Source organism: Spirosoma rhododendri, from assembly GCF_012849055.1.
Classification (GTDB): Bacteria; Bacteroidota; Bacteroidia; order Cytophagales; family Spirosomataceae; genus Spirosoma; species Spirosoma rhododendri.
On the sequence record NZ_CP051678.1, the window covers coordinates 237,672 to 256,773 of the forward strand.

15 protein-coding genes are annotated in these 19,102 nt (G+C 51.1%); 10 read left to right on the forward strand and 5 right to left on the reverse strand.

Annotated elements, in window-relative coordinates:
- Positions 1-4 precede the first annotated feature (4 nt).
- Complete coding sequence (locus HH216_RS25290) at positions 5-1,021, forward strand: endonuclease/exonuclease/phosphatase family protein (protein ID WP_169553676.1); 1,017 nt, start codon at positions 5-7, stop codon at positions 1,019-1,021.
- A 285-nt stretch (positions 1,022-1,306) separates the two neighbouring features.
- On the opposite strand, the gene HH216_RS25295 is transcribed toward HH216_RS25290, so the two are convergent.
- Positions 1,307-2,422 carry a DUF5694 domain-containing protein gene (locus HH216_RS25295; RefSeq protein ID WP_169553677.1) on the reverse strand — a complete coding sequence of 372 codons (1,116 nt, stop codon included), beginning with the start codon at positions 2,420-2,422 and terminating at the stop codon, positions 1,307-1,309.
- 951 nt (positions 2,423-3,373) lie between these two features.
- Between HH216_RS25295 and HH216_RS25300 the strand changes: the two genes are divergently transcribed.
- The 5 genes from HH216_RS25300 (at position 3,374) to HH216_RS25320 (ending at position 8,078) form a co-directional block, all read left to right on the forward strand.
- Positions 3,374-3,574, forward strand: coding sequence for a hypothetical protein (locus tag HH216_RS25300; RefSeq protein WP_169553678.1), 201 nt, complete (start codon positions 3,374-3,376; stop codon positions 3,572-3,574).
- Positions 3,575-3,886: 312 nt separating this feature from the next.
- Positions 3,887-4,639, forward strand: coding sequence for a hypothetical protein (locus HH216_RS25305; RefSeq protein ID WP_169553679.1), 753 nt, complete (start codon positions 3,887-3,889; stop codon positions 4,637-4,639).
- Between the two features lie 238 nt (positions 4,640-4,877).
- A complete protein-coding gene (locus tag HH216_RS25310) occupies positions 4,878-5,276 on the forward strand; it encodes a hypothetical protein (protein ID WP_169553680.1) in 399 nt (132 codons plus the stop codon).
- Between the two features lie 759 nt (positions 5,277-6,035).
- A complete protein-coding gene (locus HH216_RS25315; protein ID WP_169553681.1) occupies positions 6,036-6,530 on the forward strand; it encodes a hypothetical protein in 495 nt (164 codons plus the stop codon).
- A gap of 990 nt (positions 6,531-7,520) precedes the next feature.
- Entirely contained in the window at positions 7,521-8,078 is a 558-nt protein-coding gene (locus tag HH216_RS25320) for a hypothetical protein (RefSeq protein WP_169553682.1), read from the forward strand.
- A gap of 861 nt (positions 8,079-8,939) precedes the next feature.
- On the opposite strand, the gene HH216_RS26475 is transcribed toward HH216_RS25320, so the two are convergent.
- The 3 genes from HH216_RS26475 to HH216_RS25330 all read right to left on the reverse strand — a co-directional run bounded on the left by HH216_RS26475 (position 8,940) and on the right by HH216_RS25330 (position 11,801).
- The gene (locus HH216_RS26475) at positions 8,940-9,071 is read right to left on the reverse strand and encodes a hypothetical protein (RefSeq protein WP_256366367.1); all 132 of its coding nucleotides are present in this window, start codon (positions 9,069-9,071) and stop codon (positions 8,940-8,942) included.
- Between the two features lie 39 nt (positions 9,072-9,110).
- Positions 9,111-10,379: a hypothetical protein gene (locus tag HH216_RS25325; protein WP_169553683.1), complete on the reverse strand. Its 1,269-nt coding sequence runs from the start codon at positions 10,377-10,379 to the stop codon at positions 9,111-9,113.
- A gap of 999 nt (positions 10,380-11,378) precedes the next feature.
- Entirely contained in the window at positions 11,379-11,801 is a 423-nt protein-coding gene (locus tag HH216_RS25330; protein WP_169553684.1) for a LytTR family DNA-binding domain-containing protein, read from the reverse strand.
- Positions 11,802-12,203: 402 nt separating this feature from the next.
- On the opposite strand from HH216_RS25330, the gene HH216_RS25335 reads away from it, so the two are divergent.
- The gene (locus tag HH216_RS25335; protein WP_169553685.1) at positions 12,204-13,490 is read left to right on the forward strand and encodes a sensor histidine kinase; all 1,287 of its coding nucleotides are present in this window, start codon (positions 12,204-12,206) and stop codon (positions 13,488-13,490) included.
- Between the two features lie 1,003 nt (positions 13,491-14,493).
- Here HH216_RS25335 and HH216_RS25340 read toward each other — a convergent pair.
- Entirely contained in the window at positions 14,494-14,925 is a 432-nt protein-coding gene (locus HH216_RS25340; protein ID WP_169553686.1) for a response regulator, read from the reverse strand.
- A gap of 1,001 nt (positions 14,926-15,926) precedes the next feature.
- Here HH216_RS25340 and HH216_RS25345 point away from each other — a divergent pair.
- The 3 genes from HH216_RS25345 to HH216_RS25355 all read left to right on the forward strand — a co-directional run bounded on the left by HH216_RS25345 (position 15,927) and on the right by HH216_RS25355 (position 18,960).
- Complete coding sequence (locus tag HH216_RS25345; RefSeq protein ID WP_169553687.1) at positions 15,927-16,784, forward strand: alpha/beta fold hydrolase; 858 nt, start codon at positions 15,927-15,929, stop codon at positions 16,782-16,784.
- 416 nt (positions 16,785-17,200) lie between these two features.
- Positions 17,201-17,836, forward strand: coding sequence for an ABC transporter ATP-binding protein (locus HH216_RS25350; RefSeq protein ID WP_169553688.1), 636 nt, complete (start codon positions 17,201-17,203; stop codon positions 17,834-17,836).
- On the forward strand, positions 17,833-18,960 hold the full coding sequence (locus HH216_RS25355; protein ID WP_169553689.1) for a hypothetical protein: 1,128 nt from the start codon (positions 17,833-17,835) through the stop codon (positions 18,958-18,960). The genes HH216_RS25350 and HH216_RS25355 overlap by 4 nt, the downstream gene beginning before the upstream one ends.
- Positions 18,961-19,102 lie beyond the last annotated feature (142 nt).

Genomic DNA, 19,102 nt, shown 5'->3' on the forward strand with positions numbered 1-19,102 from the left:
TACGGTGACTACTTTACAAAGAGCCCTATTCTACCTGCTGTTACTGGCGGGGGGCCTACTGAGCGCCCTGACGTGGACCTCCCTGATTAATAACAGCTCACTTTGGTTCTTGCAGGTACTCAATTTCCCCCGGTTGGCCATGTTGCTGGCCCTGATGAGCTGTTTGCTGCTGTTTCTGCTACTGCCTCATGGTTGGACGAGGGCCACATGGCTCTTCCTGGCCAGTCTACTGCTCTCTATTGGCATTCAGGCTTACATTCTTTTTCCGTATTCCTCCCTCGCCCCAACGGTGGTTGAAACCGTGTCAAAAGCAGCCGTTAGCCAGCAAGCCACGTTTAGTATACTGGTGGCTAACGTTTGGATCGATAACCGTCATGCCCAGGAGCTATTGAGCATCATTGCCACCAAACAGCCAACGTTCGTGCTAACCATGGAAGTGAACCAGTGGTGGGTTCACCAACTTGACGGACTAGGTAAGGAGTACCCCTACTGCATCAAGTATCCAACCCGGAACGCCTACGGCATGGCCTTGTATGCCAAACTACCACTCGACAAGCCCACCATTCGCTTCCTTCATCATCGACAGGTGCCGTCCTTTACGACTACCATCACCCTACCCAACAAGCGTCAGTTTCAACTCTGGACCTTACATCCGGTCGCCCCATTCCCTAGTCAGTATCCTACTAACATTGGCGGTAAAGAAGTGGCCTTGCTGCGAGCAGGCCGTCTGATTGCTCAGCAAGCGCAGCCAACGGTGGTGGCGGGGGACTTCAATGATGTGGGCTGGTCGCCCAATACGACCCAGTTTGCGGCCATTAGTGGCTTGCGGGACGTACGCCGGGGGCGGGGTATGTACAGCACCTTTGACGCCCGGTCGCTGTTGCTGCGCTGGCCCTTGGATTATGTATTTGTTTCGAGCCAGTTTAAGGTGCTGGCCGTGGAGCGGTTAGCCGCCTTTGGCTCGGATCATTTCCCCTATTACGTAGCGCTGGCCTACCAGCCAGGATTAGTAAGGCACTGACTGATGCTGGCAGCGTTGGGATAAGCGGTTTGTCTAGCGTGGCTTTGACTCTCGGGTTTATGATTCTAATCTCAATACACCCCCGTCTCGGATAAGAGCGTTTCATGATACGGGTCAAAGCAGTTGTGAATCTAAGGGGAAGCCACTCGACTAGAGCGGCTAGTCAATAGCAACTCCGCAATAATAACCAACTCCTGCACGAGCACTAGGCGCGGGCTCAGAAGACGAAGCTTCCACCCACCATACGCTATGAATGGAGCAATCGAGAGACGTAGAAGCCAAGTGTCAGTTGGGACAATCACCGGTCCGGGAATCCAATAGGGCCGGCACCGAAACAATCTCCACATCGGTGAAGCTCCGCAGATAGGCTTCGATGAATGGCTTGTGGGCGGCACCAACGATCAACAGGGCCCGCCCGCCGGCGATCGGAGCCGTCGCTTCCCGGATGGCCACCGCCATTTGTAGGTTCTGGGCTTCCCAAGCCGCTACCCGCTGCCGGCCCACCCGGCCCATCTTCGTACTGCGCAGCATCGAGAACCATTGGGCGTCGGCATCCAGCGCGCCAAACTTGGTCGAGTTCTTCCATTTAAAAACGGGCAGCACCTGATCCGCTGAGCGTAGCTTCATGGTATCCTCGGGCACGGCCGCGAACGCCGCCGTGCGGTGATTGAACAGATCTTTCAACCCCGGTTCAGCCGCTACGGCTGCGTCCATAGCTGCGTCAAGCGGTAGGGCCACGTCACTGGCATGATCGCCCGCTCCGTAAAGCCGCTCTAAGCCCAGATCAGCTGCCAGGCGGGCTGCCATTGAGGTCAGCTCACTGCGCAGGCCAATAAAACGGTTGAGGCGTTTGACCAGAGCGGGAGACACGCCATCCTCCGCAATGCGTTCGGCGGGCGCCAGCCGCAGCCATTGTACCGTGGCCGAGAAGGGCTCCGCTGCGGCCACGAACCAGACGGCTAGCTGACGGCGCTGGGCGGGGGTCAGATTGCCTTTTGCCGCTAAACTATCCGCTCGTACCAGAGCTTGTGCGGCGGAGAGTTGTAGCTGGGCCTGGGCCGTTTTAGCCATTTCTAGGGTTGGCCCACCGTACTGCCCAGCGTTACCGTGGTAGGCAGCGTAGGCCTCCAGGCCCATAACCTGCTCGCCGGGCATCGCCTCGGTCAAAATAACGTCAGGTTTATAGGTTCGTAGTCGACACAGGACGGGTTCTAGCCAAGCCACCTTGAAGCTGTCAGCCGCTGCGTCGAGATGCCAGACGCCGAAGACCATCACCTTGGTGGGAGGACTACCGAGTGTGGGCTTTGCGCTGGCCGGGTCGAAGGGTTTTTGTTTTTGGGCTTGCGCGTTGCTCAGTGAACAAAGTGATAGCCAGCCAGTAAGCAATAAACGAAAGAGCATTGTTTTAAGCAGATCCAGAGAAACGGTTCGTAGGCAAACCCAAAAGTAACCGCTACACGATGATTCATCAACTATCAGGCTTGGCTAGTCTGCTAGATTCCTGTATTCTTTCTGTCTTATCGATGCTGAGCGTTTATCAGGAGCAACTGGCAGTAGCCGTTCGTAGCCGTAGGCGTCTCATTGAACGTTGATTTAGTGAGGGCGTTTGCTTATCACTCCTTGAGTTGATCGGCCTTATTGAGAAAACTCTGTATTCTCAACTCTAGGTCTGCCCATCTGCTCGCTAAGCGCAGGCGCCGTTGCTCAATCCGCTGTAAAAGCGCTGTGTTGTCGTTTTGAACTTGCTCATGACTAGCTGGTTTTGCTTTCTGCATGTACAATAAACAAAACACCTAACCACATAGCTTCGCCAATATGGAAAAACGGGCGTTTCAAAAGACAGTGCTTTCCGGAAAGGCGCTAATGGCCAGCTTGTGATGTAAGACAAGATAATCCCCTGCATACGACTCGCATAAGTATAGTCGATCATATGAAGGCCGGAGACCCTATAAAACTAAAACTTCTCACTAGCTGATATGATTATGTTTCGAAGTTGAGAGGGCGTGCAAGTGAAAGGATAGGTTCATTTAGTCTGTATTGCCGGGGTTATAGGAAATATAATTCTTATAACGTATATAACTCAGCGTCCGCAAGGTAAATCTACACCTGTGATCGGCAACAACTAGCTGATTCTGCGTGCATGGTAAGCAGGGGTTCGTCGCTGTTAGTGGCTAGCCAGGTGGCATGATCATTCATACCTAACAAAGCGTAGTCGGTACACAATAAGCCGGCCTTGGTATACGAATGGCCAAATACCGCCCGAATAAGGAGTGGCGGATGAGTGCGCGAAGTCGTCTACTAGAAGTAGTGCATTACCACACAAAAGACTAGCCCAAAACCACAGTACGCTGCATGAATCACACCGCGTGGATCAACCTACTGTTAATCGAAGATGTGCCTGTTAGGACCATGAACCTGGTCGGCCGGCTGGAAGGCGAAAGCTACCGCGTCATCAGTAGTACCGACAATGGCCCAAGGCTCTCGACCTTTGCCGGTCGAACACCGTCGATGCAGTCCTGGGCGACGGTGTCATTAACTCAAGCACATAAGTAACTCCCATAAGCCACTTACAATTCACGTAAGCCGCGGGCTGTCAACTGGTCGACACCCATAGGGAATAGCTATGTTCCCAACCGACGATTCGTGTACCCGACCCGCCCAGCGGGGTTCAGGCCGACTTACCCGAATCTACCCACCGCCGCTCACCAGGCAACGCTGGGTACCGCACCTATAACAAAGTGAAAACGCTCGCTGGCCAGGAGCTAATCACCCGACGGAAATGCTCTTACGATACAGAAAGGCGCATCGAACGCCAACAGACCCTACGTTTCAATTCATTCTCTTTAATTTTTACTACCCCAAATCGTGAAAAAAGTATTTCTTTCTCTCGCTGCGGCCTGTGCACTCACCACGGCTTTTGCCCAAAACCAAGCGACCCTCGACCAATCTGGAACTAGTCAGCAGGCAACGATAAAGCAAGCTGGTCAGAACCAAGCATTGGTTACCCAGAACAACGGTACTGGAACGGGCGGTAATAGCCTGACGTCTAGCCAGACAGGGAGCTACAACTACCTGCAGTCTACGCAGTCTGGTACAACGAACACGGCCGATTTTAAGCAGAACTTACAGGGTAGTTCGTACGCCTACTCGACTCAGACGGGAACCTCAAACAAGGTCACATCCGAGCAGGCGAGTGTCACCCGTTCATCTGCCTCAGCTTATTTCACGCAAACCGGTACCAGCAATGAGGCAACTCTCAGCCAGGTTGACAATGTTGACGGGCAGGGAGGCACAGTAGCTACATTTAACCAAACCGGTACCAAAAACGTAGCCTCTATCAAGCAGGGTGATGCAAAAACGGGTGACGCGAATACGGCGACCATTACGCAAAACGGTAATTCGAATACCGCTAAGCTTGAGCAGGTAGGCGTTCTGAACAATGCCGACTTCTCTCAAATTGGCAACAGCAACGTAATCAAAGGGTTGAGTGGCGATGTCGCTATTCAGAACGGTACGTCTAACAGCCTCACGATTGGCCAGACCAGTAATTTCAACACAGCTTCGGTTGGTCAGACGGGTACCGGCAACATGGGTACTATCCAGCAGGGCAACCAATAATCGGTTCGCCTGAGCAGATCAAGCCTGCCATGGTACTAACAAGCCGCCCTGCCAGGAGGGCGGCTTGTTCCTATTCTACCGAATAGCTCATTACTTCTACTGCCCATACAACCTACCACTAAGCCAGACTGGGTCGGACAATACGGTTACAATCAATCAAGCAGCCAACTAATGCTCGACAGGAAGGCTGGACAAATAAATCCAGCCTTTCTGTTCAGAACAGCTTACCATAAAGCTTATGAAAAACATCATTCTTTTAGGGCTGGCGGCTTTAGGTGCCGCATCGGCCACGGCACAAAATACAGCGGTTGTCAGCCAGCAGGGTAACACGCACGAATTATCGGTTGTGCAGCGGGGTTCGGGCAACACATCGGTAGTTAACCAAACAACTGCCGGGTCTTCGAATCGGGTGGTCATTATGCAGTCGGGTGCCAACAATGTCGCCACTATTAACCAGGGCGGCGAGTCGACCAGCAGTGACACCAGCACGCAAAATACAGTCACGGCAACACAGGCCGGCGAGGGGGAAACCATCATAAACCAAACCAACGGAGGCAATACGATAAGCGTCTACCAGTCCGGTCTGGTCCCCATTGATAAAAAGAAGAAATCCAACCCGAAGCGGTCTACGAACTAAGTACAGCGGAGTCGATTCATCACCGCCTCTGTCAGATCAGCAAACGATCACCTTATGGGTAGTGCAGATACTATGAACCGGACGGCTCGAGTTCCGACCCTGCTACAGGAAATGACCGAGCGTGACTTTCGGCTGAACGTAGGCTTTTCCAACGTTCGATACCGGCATTACTCACTGACAAAAAAGGGGGGCTGCCATTGCGGGGCAAAGACTAACAGCAGGAACTGAGCGACATACTAAAGTCGGGGGTGACTGCTCCCTGACTGACTACACTACACAGGTAAGGAAGCGCTCTGTGCATGACCACTAAGCCAGGCAACCAGTAAGTCTTCTACCCGCGTTTTCGAAGTTAATTGGCTAGTGTGGCAAATTCAACTATGCTCATACCCCCCCGCTATCGCTAAAGCCTGGCGGATCTGTTGCTGGATGGCAGTGGCCACCCCGTCGGGACTGGAGTGGAGGTTCCATACCCGTGGAAAGGGCAATAAAGATCTAGGGGAAGATGACTAGTAGTGCAATGGTACCCGGTTGCCTTAGGCATTGTTCGTTCATTTGCTATTAATGGAGTGTTCTTACAAAAACGCTCCCCCAGAAACGGAGAATGGGGAAGCGTACATGTAGATGCCTCACCAACTGGGTACGTCTTGAGGCGAATCTCCTGCACCCGACACACGCATCTTAAGATAAATTAATCCTTTATTCACCCAGTCTTCAGATCAGTGCTCAATGTTTGCTTTGATGATCACCTTAACCGTGACCATGAGCTGGACGCTGTGGCGTCACCACACATACACACACCGCTACAAGCCGTTTTACAGCATGAAAACAACCAGCCTCTATCCTGTCCTGGTTATTGAGAACGATGAGTATGTCACCGATGTCATGCGTCGAACCGCCGAGGGCAGCTTTCCAGAGGCCGTACTACAATTTGTCGTCGATGACCAAGCTGCCCAACGCAGCTTACTGAGTACGAATCCACCGATGCCCAAGTTGATCATACACGGTACTTATCTGGAGCAACTCCTGACCGAGAGCGACACGAATCACTGGTTGAGAGAGCACCCGGTGGCTATTATTATCGCGCAGCTGGTACTGAGCCGCTTAGATTGGCCAACGAGCGCTGGTATTACACTCACCCTAGGCACACCAACTTACTGCCCCAAGCCGGAGTTGATCGTCGAGTGGGCCTGTTTCTGGGCTCAGTTGCGTCGCTGTTGGAGCCAGCAGGCGGCTACCTCGCGCCTTTACCACTAAACCCACGTTAGAACGAAACACAGCTCGCCGAGTGGTAGGTTTTGCTTAACAGAGGCCTTAGTAGGCGGTTTTCTTACCGGTTACGCCCGCAGTTGATTAACGGATCCGCTCAACCGCACCGCACCTATTTTCGTCAAAATGATTGCTGACTTTACTAGTCATGCGGTCAGAAATGGACACTACTCATTCGCTACTTTCCACGCCAAGCAGTTGCTGTACGCAGTAAGTAAATTTTACGATAATTTCATGCTCTTTCCTTGTCACTATTTGCCTGGAATAAGTTAACCGCTCATAAACGTCTTCGTCCTTATGTCAGTGGTGTTATTGGCCCAAGCTACTTTTATGGCAGTGGTGGCCTTCTTACTACAAGTCAGCTTAGCGGTTGCCTTCACGCGTCAGGCCGTGTTAACCAAAGAGGGTAGTTTTTGCCGGGTCAAGTGTACAATGGCGGCTTTTATGTACGGGGCAATTGCTGTACTGCTGGCGTGGTCTATACTGAACAGGTATGGTGAGTAAAGTGATCAGGGGAAGCGCACGGCATTAACTCGTAAGCCACTTTTTGATGACCTTGTTTTTGCTGTCGATGGCTATCGACGAACAAATGGATTGGCATATCCTATCCTGGAAGACGAAGCAGCGCTTGCACTTACGTGCTTCTTAAACGGGCGATTTGAGTAACAACAGAACAGGTTCATCACAGGATCCCTTACTTTTGCCTACCGAACAACCACTTGTCCTATTCTAGTAATCCGCTGGTTGTTCGACTGTATGGAGCCTGCGTAGTAACTCGGCATAGCTTGGTGCAGTGGTAAAGTGTAATACATTTCACTGCATGTATTTTCCTGTAAATCCAGGTAACAATATAATTTTATATATACAATTAGCCGCTATTGAGTGACAAATACTTTCTTTATCTTTCTAACTCAGCCCGGGTCATTAGCGAGGCCCATTTTGTTACTCGCTAATTAAGCTTAACTACATCTGTATTTTGTGTCTGACAATTATAGCCTTATGTCGCTTCAGCATTCTCGTTCGTTTAAAAAACCAATCAGTAATGCGCCGTTAATAGTTGCGGTCCTACTAGTGTTTTTCTTTATAGGATTGCCGCTGTATTTTGTAGATCGAGCAGGTGAAGTCTCCACGACGACGCCAAACGCAGATACGACGACTTACACGCCCCGATACGGTTACGCGATACTCAGCGAAACAATGCCCGGCAATTTCAGTAATTATGCCGTGTTCGTACCCAAAGATGCCGATGAGCAAACTGTATTGGCAACGGCACAGCTCTTTAAAAAGGAACGATGCACAACAAACACGTGTAACGTTGTCACTTTCTGGAATGACAAAGATCAGTACAGCCTCTATGTGAAGAAGCAGGATGATGCGCAGTGGCGAAAAAAACACTGGGCAAAAATGTGTGAGGCTAATGTAGCGGACTATGTGGTTGGGGTCAATGAGTTTACCTTCTACCCCATGTTAGACAATGAGTATCGGAAATACGGCGGTACGAAAAAACGTCCCACGCAAACTATGCATAACCTGTAGCCTTGGCTTGTCATTGGTTTTTCATTTGTTAAGCAAAGACAATGGCTTCTATTGCACCAGTCGCCCGAAGGTTCAGCAATAAGTCATAGTGGGGCCGCCCAAAGACAAGGCTTTTTGCCGTAAATGGTTGATAACTGGCTAATGTACATGATAAGTCAACTTCGTGTATCGCTTTCCAAACTAGCGGTCACAGTTAGGCCATTGCCCGAACAAGCGCGGTATCAATACGAGATCTGGCCGATTAGCAGCCCACCTGCTTACCGGTCTAGCGACGCTCCGATGGGCAGTGTACAGATAACAGCGGGCTTCATTGAGTTTGTCTATGACACACAAGCAGACGAATGAGCACTTGATCCGACCAATCTGATTAGTACTCCGTGAAAGCCCAAGCAGGGTAGAGGGGCACAAAAAAAGCCTCGGTTCAATGAGCCAGGGCTTTATTATGAATCTACATTAAAATTAAGCTGAAACACAAGATAGGTATTGCTGGTGAAGTAATACGCTAAGCAAGGCGTACTACTCCGTAGTCTCGGGACTCGCTACTACTCAATCACGATGCCTGTATGTTGCGCTAGGGCGGGGGCGATCTGGTTACCCTTGCGACGGGATGCGGCAATACGGACCTTGTTAAGCATGGTGACCACCAAAACTCGTTTATTTATAGTCTTACCCACCCAGCGCATATTAGTAATACCAGCTGCCGCGATGGCATAGGATTTATGTATTCGTATCAAGTCTGGTAACTGACTGGCTACCAACACTAGTCTTGTTTTTTTGTGATAGGTGTATTTTAATTAGCCTAACCCTAAGCTGGGGGTTTGTTTTATAACTAGGTATCCAATTTAGATGCCCTTTGCCTCACTAGCTCGGGGTCAGTTGAAGCGCATCCGTTGGCGACGGGTTGTAGCTCTCGAATACTTTAAAGGAAAGGCAATACTGAAGAGCGTCGCCCGACTGGGTGGCGTTTTCTTTATGTCCCAAGAAAGGCTCCATAGTCAGCAACAGCTTAGATCTAGATAAGCGGGCAACTAATTAGCGGAGTGTACTGATGACGAGCTCTACTAGCGGGTCATGACCCGCTCGGCCTTCAGGAGCTTCCAGGTAGATAGCCGGGACAAACGACTCGCGGGGCTGGCCATTGATGTGAAAGAGCATTTCCTCCCCCAGATCCACTTTAGCCGACGAGGTAGCTAGCGTTTCGTTGAACAGCGCCCCCAGCAGATCCGCTAGCCCAGCACCCGCCGTTTTAGCGCCGATAGCATCGAAGCCTATTAGCAAGCCTTCCCCCATACTGCCCGTCCAATACCCGCCCAGCGCCACTACGCGCCCCCTATAGAAGGGCCTGATGGGTAGTACGTACTCGACAAACTTACGGGGTACTCCAAAGAGCCGCTCTTCGCTAGGCACCATATGCACCTGATAGGGCATCTCCTGCTCGACAAAATGGCCCATGATACTACGGGCAACGGTGGTGTTGCCCCCGCTGGGGGTGTTGCGAAAGTCAAGCATCAGTAAGCGCGTATCCTGCACCCCTAGCAGAGCGGTCCTGAAGGCGCTAATAGTCTGGTTGTTACCTAGTGAGTTGTTGAAGCGGATGATACTTACATCCCCTTGTCGGCCAACCCGCAGCAGGGAGTCGCTTCGGAGCTGCTTGACCAACTCGGCGGTCGGCCGCAGGGTATAGGTTTGGTTGGCGGGCTGGCTTTTGATCTGCACCCTCCGGGGCTGGTTACGGATGCCCGCCAGTGCAATGTTAAGGCCTGTGTTGATCTGGGTGGTCGACAGACTACTGATGGGCCTGCCCATGAGCCTCTCAATGGCTGCGGTGGGGCTTCGGCCATCAATGCTCAGGATAGTGGCACCCGGCCTGAGGCCCTGTGCCTGTGCATCGCTATCCTGCCGCACATCGACCAAGCTAACCTCCCCCGATCGATACTGGGCGAACAGATCAGCACTGGTCGGAATAATACTGTAGTCAGTGGGGTCAAAGGGGCCGACAATAAAGTGAGGATCGGCAAAGTTGTGCGCCACCACTTGGAGGATATCGATAAAGTCTTTTTTGGTTTTGGCTCGCTTGGCGGCTGGCTCAAAGTAGCCCAGGATGCTGTCGCCGTCGACGCCGGGCCGCTTAAAATAGCCGTAGCGCGCTCGGAGTAGCTGCTCAAATTCGGCCCAGGCCCTGGTGGCGTCGAAGGCAGTTACGGTATCGCCTGTTAAGCTAGCGGTTACTAGTGCAAAGGGGGCGATGCTATGTGTGCTAGCGGCAGTTGGGGCTGATCGTCGCCCTGCAGCGGTAGTCATGGCCACCGCTGAGCCGCTGGTATGGGTCGTTGCCGCCAAGGTCAGTAGGGTCACCAAAAGGCTACCGACGATTCGTTTAGCCGATGTAAGTACAAATGATGTGGGTTGTTTAGGCTGGATTCGATTGGGTGAACAAGCTTGTGAAGCAGTCATAAAGGGAATGGACTTGGGTAAGGGTAACTGAGCGAAGCTAGGTTAGTAAGCACGTTTACCCAGGGAGCCCAAGCAACCCGTGTCAACTCGTATGCCAACACGGGTTAGCCATTCACAATCAGTCGATTAGGGGTGGGTTTGCTAATGTGTTCGTCCGCTCTCGTACAGTCTTACGTCCGCTGCCGTACGTTTTGAATGACTAGTGGGGGAGGGGAACAGGCTAGTCGGGTGTTGGCTACTCAATGTGGCAAGCTTATGAAACCGCTTTTGGCAACTCATGCCGCATGGTACTGTCATCCCTTGGCAGAGAGTCAGTTGGTTTTTGTAGCGGGGATACGCCAATTTAGGTATTACTGACAAACTTCGGTAAACGACGTATTCTCAGGTAAGGCTCGAATAAGGGTTCCGCAAACTGATAACGTACATATATTCTGACCAGGCAATTCGACAATAATAAGCTTGTTATCGGCTCACTCATACAGTTTATAACCACTAATTACAACTCCCTTCAAAAGCGCATTACCTTTAGTTTATCTACCAATCACTCTCTTGTAGATACTCCGCATACAAGCATGCCTATAGTAGTCTCCTGCCACTTCGACATTACCACTAATGTAACTAGAGTCACCTGGAAGCGATTTGACAAAGGGTGGAAGTACTATACTACCTACCACGTTGGTAACCACCAGCGCCTTTCTACGCGGGACTTTCGAACATTTACGATTGAGCATTAGCTGATAAACGCAGCCCAAGACGTTCTAGGGTGTGAATAAGAATGGAAAGCCTGACCCTTGCAGAGTCAGGCTTTGCTACAGGACAGAACCACCCCCTGGTTGAGCATGCAGGCTACATCTTTGCTAGCGGCTGCCCAATAATGATACCTGTTCGCTGGGAGAGGACGGGGGCCATTTGGGCTCCCCTACGACGCGATACAGCGATTTGTGCTTGATTACGCATGGTGATCACTAAAGCCCGTTTACTGTTCACCTTGCCCACCCAGCGAAGATGACCAATACCCGTGACTGCAATGGCGTATGACTTGTGAACCCGTAGCAGCGCTGGTAACTGCTTGGCCACCACTACTAGCGTCATGGCTACCAGCTCTCGGCGGCCATCCGTGAAATGAATGATGGTGTAGTTACCGCTGCCTTCCAAATAGATGACACTCGCTGGGTCGAAGGCTGGCGTACCGGCCAATTTAACCCTGTTTTCAACCGGATTACTACTACTGGGGGGACTAGTCTTGTCGCTTACTGAGGGGCTGTTCATGATAAACCGTTGAGTACTCCATTGATTCATCTGTTAACTTGGGTTTAACAAATTCACTAGTAGTGAGACTACGAATAGCGTTAATGTCACTACAACTGCTGTCAGACCTTTTCAGATTTACAACGGCTTTCATCCATACTACAAAAGGCCCTCTAACCGTTCTCCCAAGCTTAATCGACCGCGGCTCTAAGGCTGTTATGTACTTATGATCAACAAAAACTTCTGGGGGCTGAAGACCATTGGCTCACTAAACAGCCCTTATGCCAGCCTTTCTTTGACCATCGCGGTTTCCAAGCAATCGATTTTTCAATCGGTTTGACTTCGCCTGGTCGCGCTATAAGGAGGCCTTTGCCTTCTAGACCAGACGCCAAATCGGACAGTGGCTACTTACCCCCCTTTCCAATGGTTACCCATTCCCCCCAACAGCAGCCTGCCCACACCTTAGTCGCTTTTCTGTTTTCTCGACGCGAAACCCTATTAAACAAGTGGCGGACCGCTTGCGAGGCCGACCCCGAATTGCCCCAGCTAGCCAGCCTTAGCCGGCAAGAGTTCAATAACCTGATTCCCCTGCTGCTGGAAATTCTCGAGCAACAGTTGCTGGGCAAAACGCCCCCGGATGATGCCCTGCTGACGGCCCGCCTGCACGGCCAGCACCGCTGGCAGAAGGCGCTCGGCTTAGCCGCCTTGATTCGGGAGCTAAATCATCTGGCGACCCTGCTTGACCAGGAACTGCACTTGTTCGGCCAGCTCTATCCCCAGACCAATCCCGCCGCGTTACTCCAGGCCCATACCTGTATCAGCAGTCTGTTCCGACAAGTCGTGCTGGGTAGCATCAGCAAGTTCGATGAGTTGCAACGGCTGGAGGCTTCCAGCCGGGCGGCCAGTCTGCAACAGGCTCTGGATCGAATGAATGAACTTAGCCGCCAGCGGGGCGAGTTGTTGCGCACCTCGTCGCATGATCTGCGCAGTGGCCTGGGTATTATTCAGGGGAGCGCGCAAATGCTCAGTATGGAGGATGTCAGCCCGGAAGCTCGAAGCCAGTTTCAACAGATGCTGACTCGAAACCTGGCCAATGTGCAGGCCATGTTGGGTCAACTTATGGATCTGGCCCGGCTGGATGCGGGGCTGGAGCCCTTTCGAATCGACGCCTTTGATGCGGCTCAGCTACTCCATGAACTGGTGGAGGGGGCTCAACCTCTGGCCGCTGAGCAGGGGATATTCCTGCGGGCCGAAGGGCCAGCTTCGCTGCTGGTGGAAACCGACCGGACCAAGCTCTACCGAATCGCCCAGAACTTGGTCATCAATGCCCTCAAGTATACCCACTCGGGGATTGTCTCGGTGAGCTGGTCGACAGAAAATGATTGGCGGTGGGGCTTTAGTGTGCAGGATTCGGGGCCGGGTCTGCCAGCGGGCCTGGTGGGCCTGTTTCATGAGCAACTCAAGCCCACGGTGGAGATGACCAGTGTGCTCTCCGCTGACGAAGGGGCACCCACGCCGGTTCATCCCCAGGATGAGTCTTCCATTCCGTCGGGCCCTACCCTCGATGTTCTTAGCCGCCCGGGTGAGGGCGTGGGTTTGCAGATCGTGAAACGATTGTGTGAGCAGATCGGGGCTAGTCTGGAAGTGGAGAGCATTCAGGGGCGAGGCACGCTCTTCCGTATTCGGCTGCTAGTGCATCAGCCATCCTAACCGGACATCGCACGGCTTGCTTCATGGTGGGAGGCATATTTTGCCCCAGCGTGGGTCAGTGAATCAATCCTCGTAACTGGTTATGACCATATTTGCTACAAGTCTTGCCCCTGGTCGCTACCAGTACAGCAACCCAACCTTGGTTGATAGTTCTCAATTGATCAACATCCACGTTGCGACTCCTGATGGTCAACAGGTTTTCGTGAGTTATCCCCCTCATCCAAATCACCGTGCTCCCCAGCTTATACCTATTGACTGGTTTAATTACGTGGTGATACGCCAACTGGACGGCTAGGTTAGGCTAATAGATGTGATCGAAACGCTATTAACCGGTTGGTCAAGTACGGACCTTGGTCGGCAGTCAACCCAGTCTCGAGGTGGTACGTTTATTCCTGTAGGCCATTATCCGCGGGTAGCGGTATAACGCCCATGACCACACAACTGATACAGGCGCTGCCTTAGTCGGATTTTACGTTGGTTATACTCAGTAGGCAATACATAAAAAACCCGCTTTGGGGCGGGTCAGCGCACGGTGCCGACCGGATGTCAATTCAGGTATATCCGCTCCTCCAATGTTAAACCCGACCCGCTAGCAGATACGGTAATGAATATATCCGGTGACTGATAGTCAAATACCCAGTTTGAGAGACGTAGCATAGACGAGCGTTTGTATCGTAAAACTACTCCGCCTCCGTGACATTGACAGTTAATGCTATTGTCTGGTCTAATGCCTACATATAAGGTGGCTAGTTGCGAAGTTATGCCCGTAAACCAGAACCTGTATGCAGGCCTTGTCAACCAAGGGTTTAAATCCCCAGTGTAATTCGATCGAGAGCATTTAGGTTAGGCAGGGTATGAGAAGCATATGCACAACTAACCGCTTGCTAAATTTTAATTCAAGATCAACTAGTCACTATATTGACACTTTGGCTACCAGCCAAATACGAACTAAGGAATGTGCCAGTTAACTACGGGTAGCACTAACCAGTAAGGATGGTTGCGGCTAAGTCCTGTTAGGGTGGTAGCTGGTCTGCCAGTACTTGAAGATTAACTCCAGCTCCTGCTTCTGCTGTTGGCGACTCGCACTTTTTTCAAAAAAGCCCTGAACTGTTAATCCGAACGCTTTCTCAATCAGATGCTGCGTAACGGGATTAGACATGAAAATAAACGGTATACAGCGTTTCACCAGTTGCTCATCAGCCTGAATAGTTTCCCGTAGTTCCAGCCCACTCATACCGCGTAACATGACTTCGCACAAAATAATGAATGGCTGCTGCTCACTCTGGCGCAAGTAGGCTAAAGCAGGTTCAGCCGAACTAAAATAGCGTACAGGACGCTCGGGGGCTATTTCGTTAAATAACGTGCCGATCAAAAAATGATCATCGTGGTCACTGTCAATGTATACAATGGTCTGACTCCCAGCGGGTACCTTCATGGGTCGGTAAGTACTTTGTACGATTGGTTGGTGATTCATAACTACCCGTTTATCACCTGTATTGTTTATCTGCCTGTGCACCAGGGTTCACGCATGCCCGTTATCGATCTGTCAACAATTGGGTTTGTCAGTTTTACTTATACGACACTAGCAGATTATTATAATATATTTGTCGCATGCCTTCTTTACCATTCATACTAGTAGTTGAAGCCACTGATACGGCCCAGTCCCTCCTGCAAATGGCCAAGCAAAGTTTCGATGCAGCTATCTGGCATTCGGTACCCTCGATGGCTGAAGCAGCTAACTGCATCAAGAGAACTAAGTATTACAGCCTTGTACTGATCGATTACTCCGTTCTAGTGGCTGACCAGTCAATCGGAACCGTAGATTCGTTTGTTCGTAGTTCACAACTCCTTTACACGCCAGTACTGCTCTTTGACAGCGTGTACAACACATTACGGGCAAATTGGGCCTACGATGCAGGCTTCTCCGCGTATCATCCCAGGCCATCGACCACGCCCGAGTGGAATAAACTCGTGAAAACTATGTGCTTGTATTGGTTTACCGTCAATCAGGTGCCCGCCTGGCGTTAGCGCTAGGTGCCTATCCAAAGCAGCAGGTAATTTCCTATTTATAAGGTATCGCCAGTACTAAACAGCCCCAGAACCGAGGGTTTCTGAGGCTGTACTTAATCAGGGGTACGGGGCCTAGGCTATCCCGTTTGTCGGCAATCGAAAAGAAATGTGATCCCCTATAGTAGCTCGTAGACACTATGTCGGCCGTGACAACCACTGGCCTGTTGTTAATTCGCTAACCTAGTTATCAGAGTAGAGCAACCAGCTGGGGTCCGCGTTTCTAGGAGCAGAAATCTTACATTACAAATATACCGCTCGTTGTGAGAAATGGCCGGACTGTTGGAGTGAGCCAGTGAATTAATGGCCGGAAGCCAGCTTTTTGCACTTTCTTTTGTAGTTTGCTGACAGCGGCTTGCTCCGTCTGGTATGTACAAACAACTCCTCTTCTTGGCGCTGCTGGCGGATTGCAAGAGCCAACAGTCGCCCACTCTGGATCCCTTTCACTACGATCCAAAAGCCTACGATCGGGTCCGGATACACTATCAAATTAAAGGAAACGGCGATACAACGCTGGTCTTCATTCATGGCTGGAACCTGGATCATACCTACTGGCAACCCCAAGCCCTCCACTTCGCTTCCTGCTATCGTTTAGTGCTGCTTGACCTGGCTGGTTGCGGGGCTTCGGGAACCAACCGAACTCACTGGACCGTCGAGAGTTTCGCCCGCGACATAACCCGCATTATCCACAAAGAGCGGCTCGAGAAGGTGGTGCTGGTCGCTCACTCGTTGGGCGGGGAAATTGCCTTGGAAGTGGCTGCGGCTAACCCCCAAGCGGTCATTGGCATCATTGGCGTTGACAACCTCAAAAATGTGGGCATGACCATCCAGGAAGGCGATGAAAAAGGCATCCAGGCCTACGGACAAGAGTTCATGGCCACCTACCCTAAGATGGCCGAGGCCATGGCCCCGGACATGATTCTCTCAAAAGACAGTGCGGTGATCCAGCGGATTGTGCAGAGTTATCGGCAAGCGGATCCCAGGATTGCCGTCCCTACCTTACTAAACTTATGTCCCAAGGCTGCCGCTGCCAAACACAAATTGGGGCAAATGCCTTTTGCTATGCAGTTTATTATGTGTACGAACACGCCCTGTGATGAAGCAGCCTTAAAAACCTATTGCCAACACGGGTACCGGATTGTGCGGCTGGATAGCTGCGGCCATTTCCCGATGATCGAGCGGCCCCGGGCCTTCAACCAAGCCTTACATGAGTTATTAAGGGGCTGATAGTAGGGGGCTTTTAGGATGACTGGTGTGGGTGGCCATTCAGCAAGCGTTAGGGTTCACCCCCTGTTCTAGTACGGGTGACTTGTTCTCGCCAAACGCTCATCCGTGAGACGGAGAGACGCTACGGCATATTTGCCACCTAAACCGGGCATTATTTGTAACAATGTCCTTCAAGTCTACGCCTACCGTCCCGGTTTTGGGCCGCTTGTCGATTTAGACAAACTGTATTGTGGCACAAGAATAATATTCGCTTAGAGTAGAAGCGCCAACAGCTATCAATCAGTAGAACACCACCCCGACAGCCACTACACTGATACTAAAATGGGGTGAACCGTGTTGGGTTCGTTGCCACACACGGCAGACTACTTGATCCAACAGTAGCTGATTAACGGCCCAGCTAGCCTACTATCTATTCCATGTTGCACATCAAGAATTTTAGAAAAGTATATGGCCGATACGTGGCTCTTCAGGTCGACAACTTTATCATCACGCCCGGCATCTACTGGGTTCAGGGGGTGAACGGTTCGGGGAAGAGTACACTGCTCAAAGCGCTAGCCGGTATAATCGCATTCGAGGGCGATAGTATTCTCCACCAACACGTTAGCCTCAAGCAACAGCCGACGGCTTATCGCCGGTTGGTCAACTTCGCCGAAGCGGAACCGGTATTCCCTGATTTCTTAACTGGAGTAGAGTTGATCAAGCTCTTCAGTGCTGCTAAGAAGGCGCCACCCCATCAGCCGGACTACTACCTGGAAAGTATGCAGATGACTGCCTATATCGGCGATCCTGTGAGCACGTATTCCAGCGGGATGCTCAAAAAACTGGCCTTGGTATTGGCTTTCCTTGGACAGCCAGCCTGTATCTTATTAGACGAACCGCTGACAACCCTCGATGCGGATTCCTTGCCCATCTTGTATGACTGGATTGCCAATCAGCACGATCAGCAGGGAACTACCTTTTTGTTATCCTCGCACCAATCATTCGCTGGACAGGCTTTACCAAGGGTACAAAACCTGTTCGTTGAGCATAACACCTTACAGTCCCAGCGATGAACAGACCGCTAATTCGTGTATTAATCAAAATCATGGTCAAGGGCTTTTACAGGGCTCACACGGGTTTACTGCTTTCGCTGTTTATCCTGATTTTTAGCAATTTCTTCTACACCCCTGTTCTCAACCAGACGCACCTGACTCAAGAGCAGATTATTCGCAACGCCTTAAAGCTGGTATTGACCACAGTAAGCGAGCCACTAGGCGTGTTCGTTTTATTCAGCCTGTGGGTATGTTATAGCTTGAAAAGCGGGCAGTACGTAGCCCGGCGGTTAAAGGAGGTCGACGCTCAATTTTTGTTCTATAGCACTAATGCTTTCAGCTCAGCTAGTCAGTTCACCGCCTGGTCGATTGTCCAGTCGATCATCTGTTTACCTGTTATCAGCTTAGGCGTATTTGCGATGATAATCGGCTTGTCTTATGGCCACTGGGTCGTACCAGCAGTAATTCCCTTTTTTCTGGCCGCTCTGATCGCCATTAATGCATTCATCTACAAGAATTTAGTCACTAGTACGGTTGGTAAGCCAATTGATGATGACAAGCTGATTTGGCTAAGAAGCTGGCCCAAACCCCGCTTCAGTTTATTCCTGTATGAAGTTATGCACAAAAAGCGGGCTACCTACCTAGTAACCAAGTGTTTCTCAGCGGTCAGTATAGTGCTTCTGCTGAGCGTTTTTTCCGACGCTCATACCGATACGCGGCTATTCGGGTTGATCAGTTTGTGTACCGCTCTGGCCCATGTTATACTGCTCTACGAGTTAGGTGCATTTGACTCGGTTTACCTTCGTTTCGCGCGGAACTTTTCGAGTAGTCACTGGCAGCGTTACGGGCAACAAGTTGCCCTCTACAGTGTACTACTGCTACCAGAGATTGTCTTGCTTTTCCCGCTGAGTGGTTGGAGCGGGGGCCTTCAGTTTACCGCTCTGACGGTTAGCCTACTGCTGTTGTTTCGATCGCTGCTTTACCCGCTTGGTCAGCGGATGGATTCGTATTTACGAATTGTGTTTGGGTTCTTTGTCGTTTTTCTCCTGTTGATTCTGTTCGGGCTTACTGAGTGGCTTCTTACCGGCGCGTTCGTAGCAAGCTGGGGCTTAGCTTACCATTACTACTATCCGTCTTTAGAGTAAGGCGATAAACAGGCCTGCAAGGTATCGACTGAGCCAAACATAAATTCGCTTCGAACGCTCCCTACATAATGCGCATTACATATGAAAGTTGATGGTAACCAGTACAGGGACTACTTTTGACTACATATTGGTCCTCGTCCCG

Excerpts from the sequence above, each read along its gene's own strand:
- HH216_RS25355 (WP_169553689.1), top strand. The coding sequence starts at position 17,833 with ATGAACAGACCGCTAATTCGTGTATTAATCAAAATCATGGTCAAGGGC.
- HH216_RS25335 (WP_169553685.1), top strand. The coding sequence starts at position 12,204 with ATGGTTACCCATTCCCCCCAACAGCAGCCTGCCCACACCTTAGTCGCT.
- HH216_RS25350 (WP_169553688.1), top strand. The coding sequence starts at position 17,201 with ATGTTGCACATCAAGAATTTTAGAAAAGTATATGGCCGATACGTGGCT.
- HH216_RS25310 (WP_169553680.1), top strand. The coding sequence starts at position 4,878 with ATGAAAAACATCATTCTTTTAGGGCTGGCGGCTTTAGGTGCCGCATCG.
- HH216_RS26475 (WP_256366367.1), bottom strand. The coding sequence starts at position 9,071 with ATGGAGCCTTTCTTGGGACATAAAGAAAACGCCACCCAGTCGGGCGAC.
- HH216_RS25330 (WP_169553684.1), bottom strand. The coding sequence starts at position 11,801 with ATGAACAGCCCCTCAGTAAGCGACAAGACTAGTCCCCCCAGTAGTAGT.
- HH216_RS25315 (WP_169553681.1), top strand. The coding sequence starts at position 6,036 with ATGAGCTGGACGCTGTGGCGTCACCACACATACACACACCGCTACAAG.
- HH216_RS25340 (WP_169553686.1), bottom strand. The coding sequence starts at position 14,925 with ATGAAGGTACCCGCTGGGAGTCAGACCATTGTATACATTGACAGTGAC.
- HH216_RS25345 (WP_169553687.1), top strand. The coding sequence starts at position 15,927 with ATGTACAAACAACTCCTCTTCTTGGCGCTGCTGGCGGATTGCAAGAGC.
- HH216_RS25295 (WP_169553677.1), bottom strand. The coding sequence starts at position 2,422 with ATGCTCTTTCGTTTATTGCTTACTGGCTGGCTATCACTTTGTTCACTG.
- HH216_RS25325 (WP_169553683.1), bottom strand. The coding sequence starts at position 10,379 with ATGACTACCGCTGCAGGGCGACGATCAGCCCCAACTGCCGCTAGCACA.
- HH216_RS25300 (WP_169553678.1), top strand. The coding sequence starts at position 3,374 with ATGAATCACACCGCGTGGATCAACCTACTGTTAATCGAAGATGTGCCT.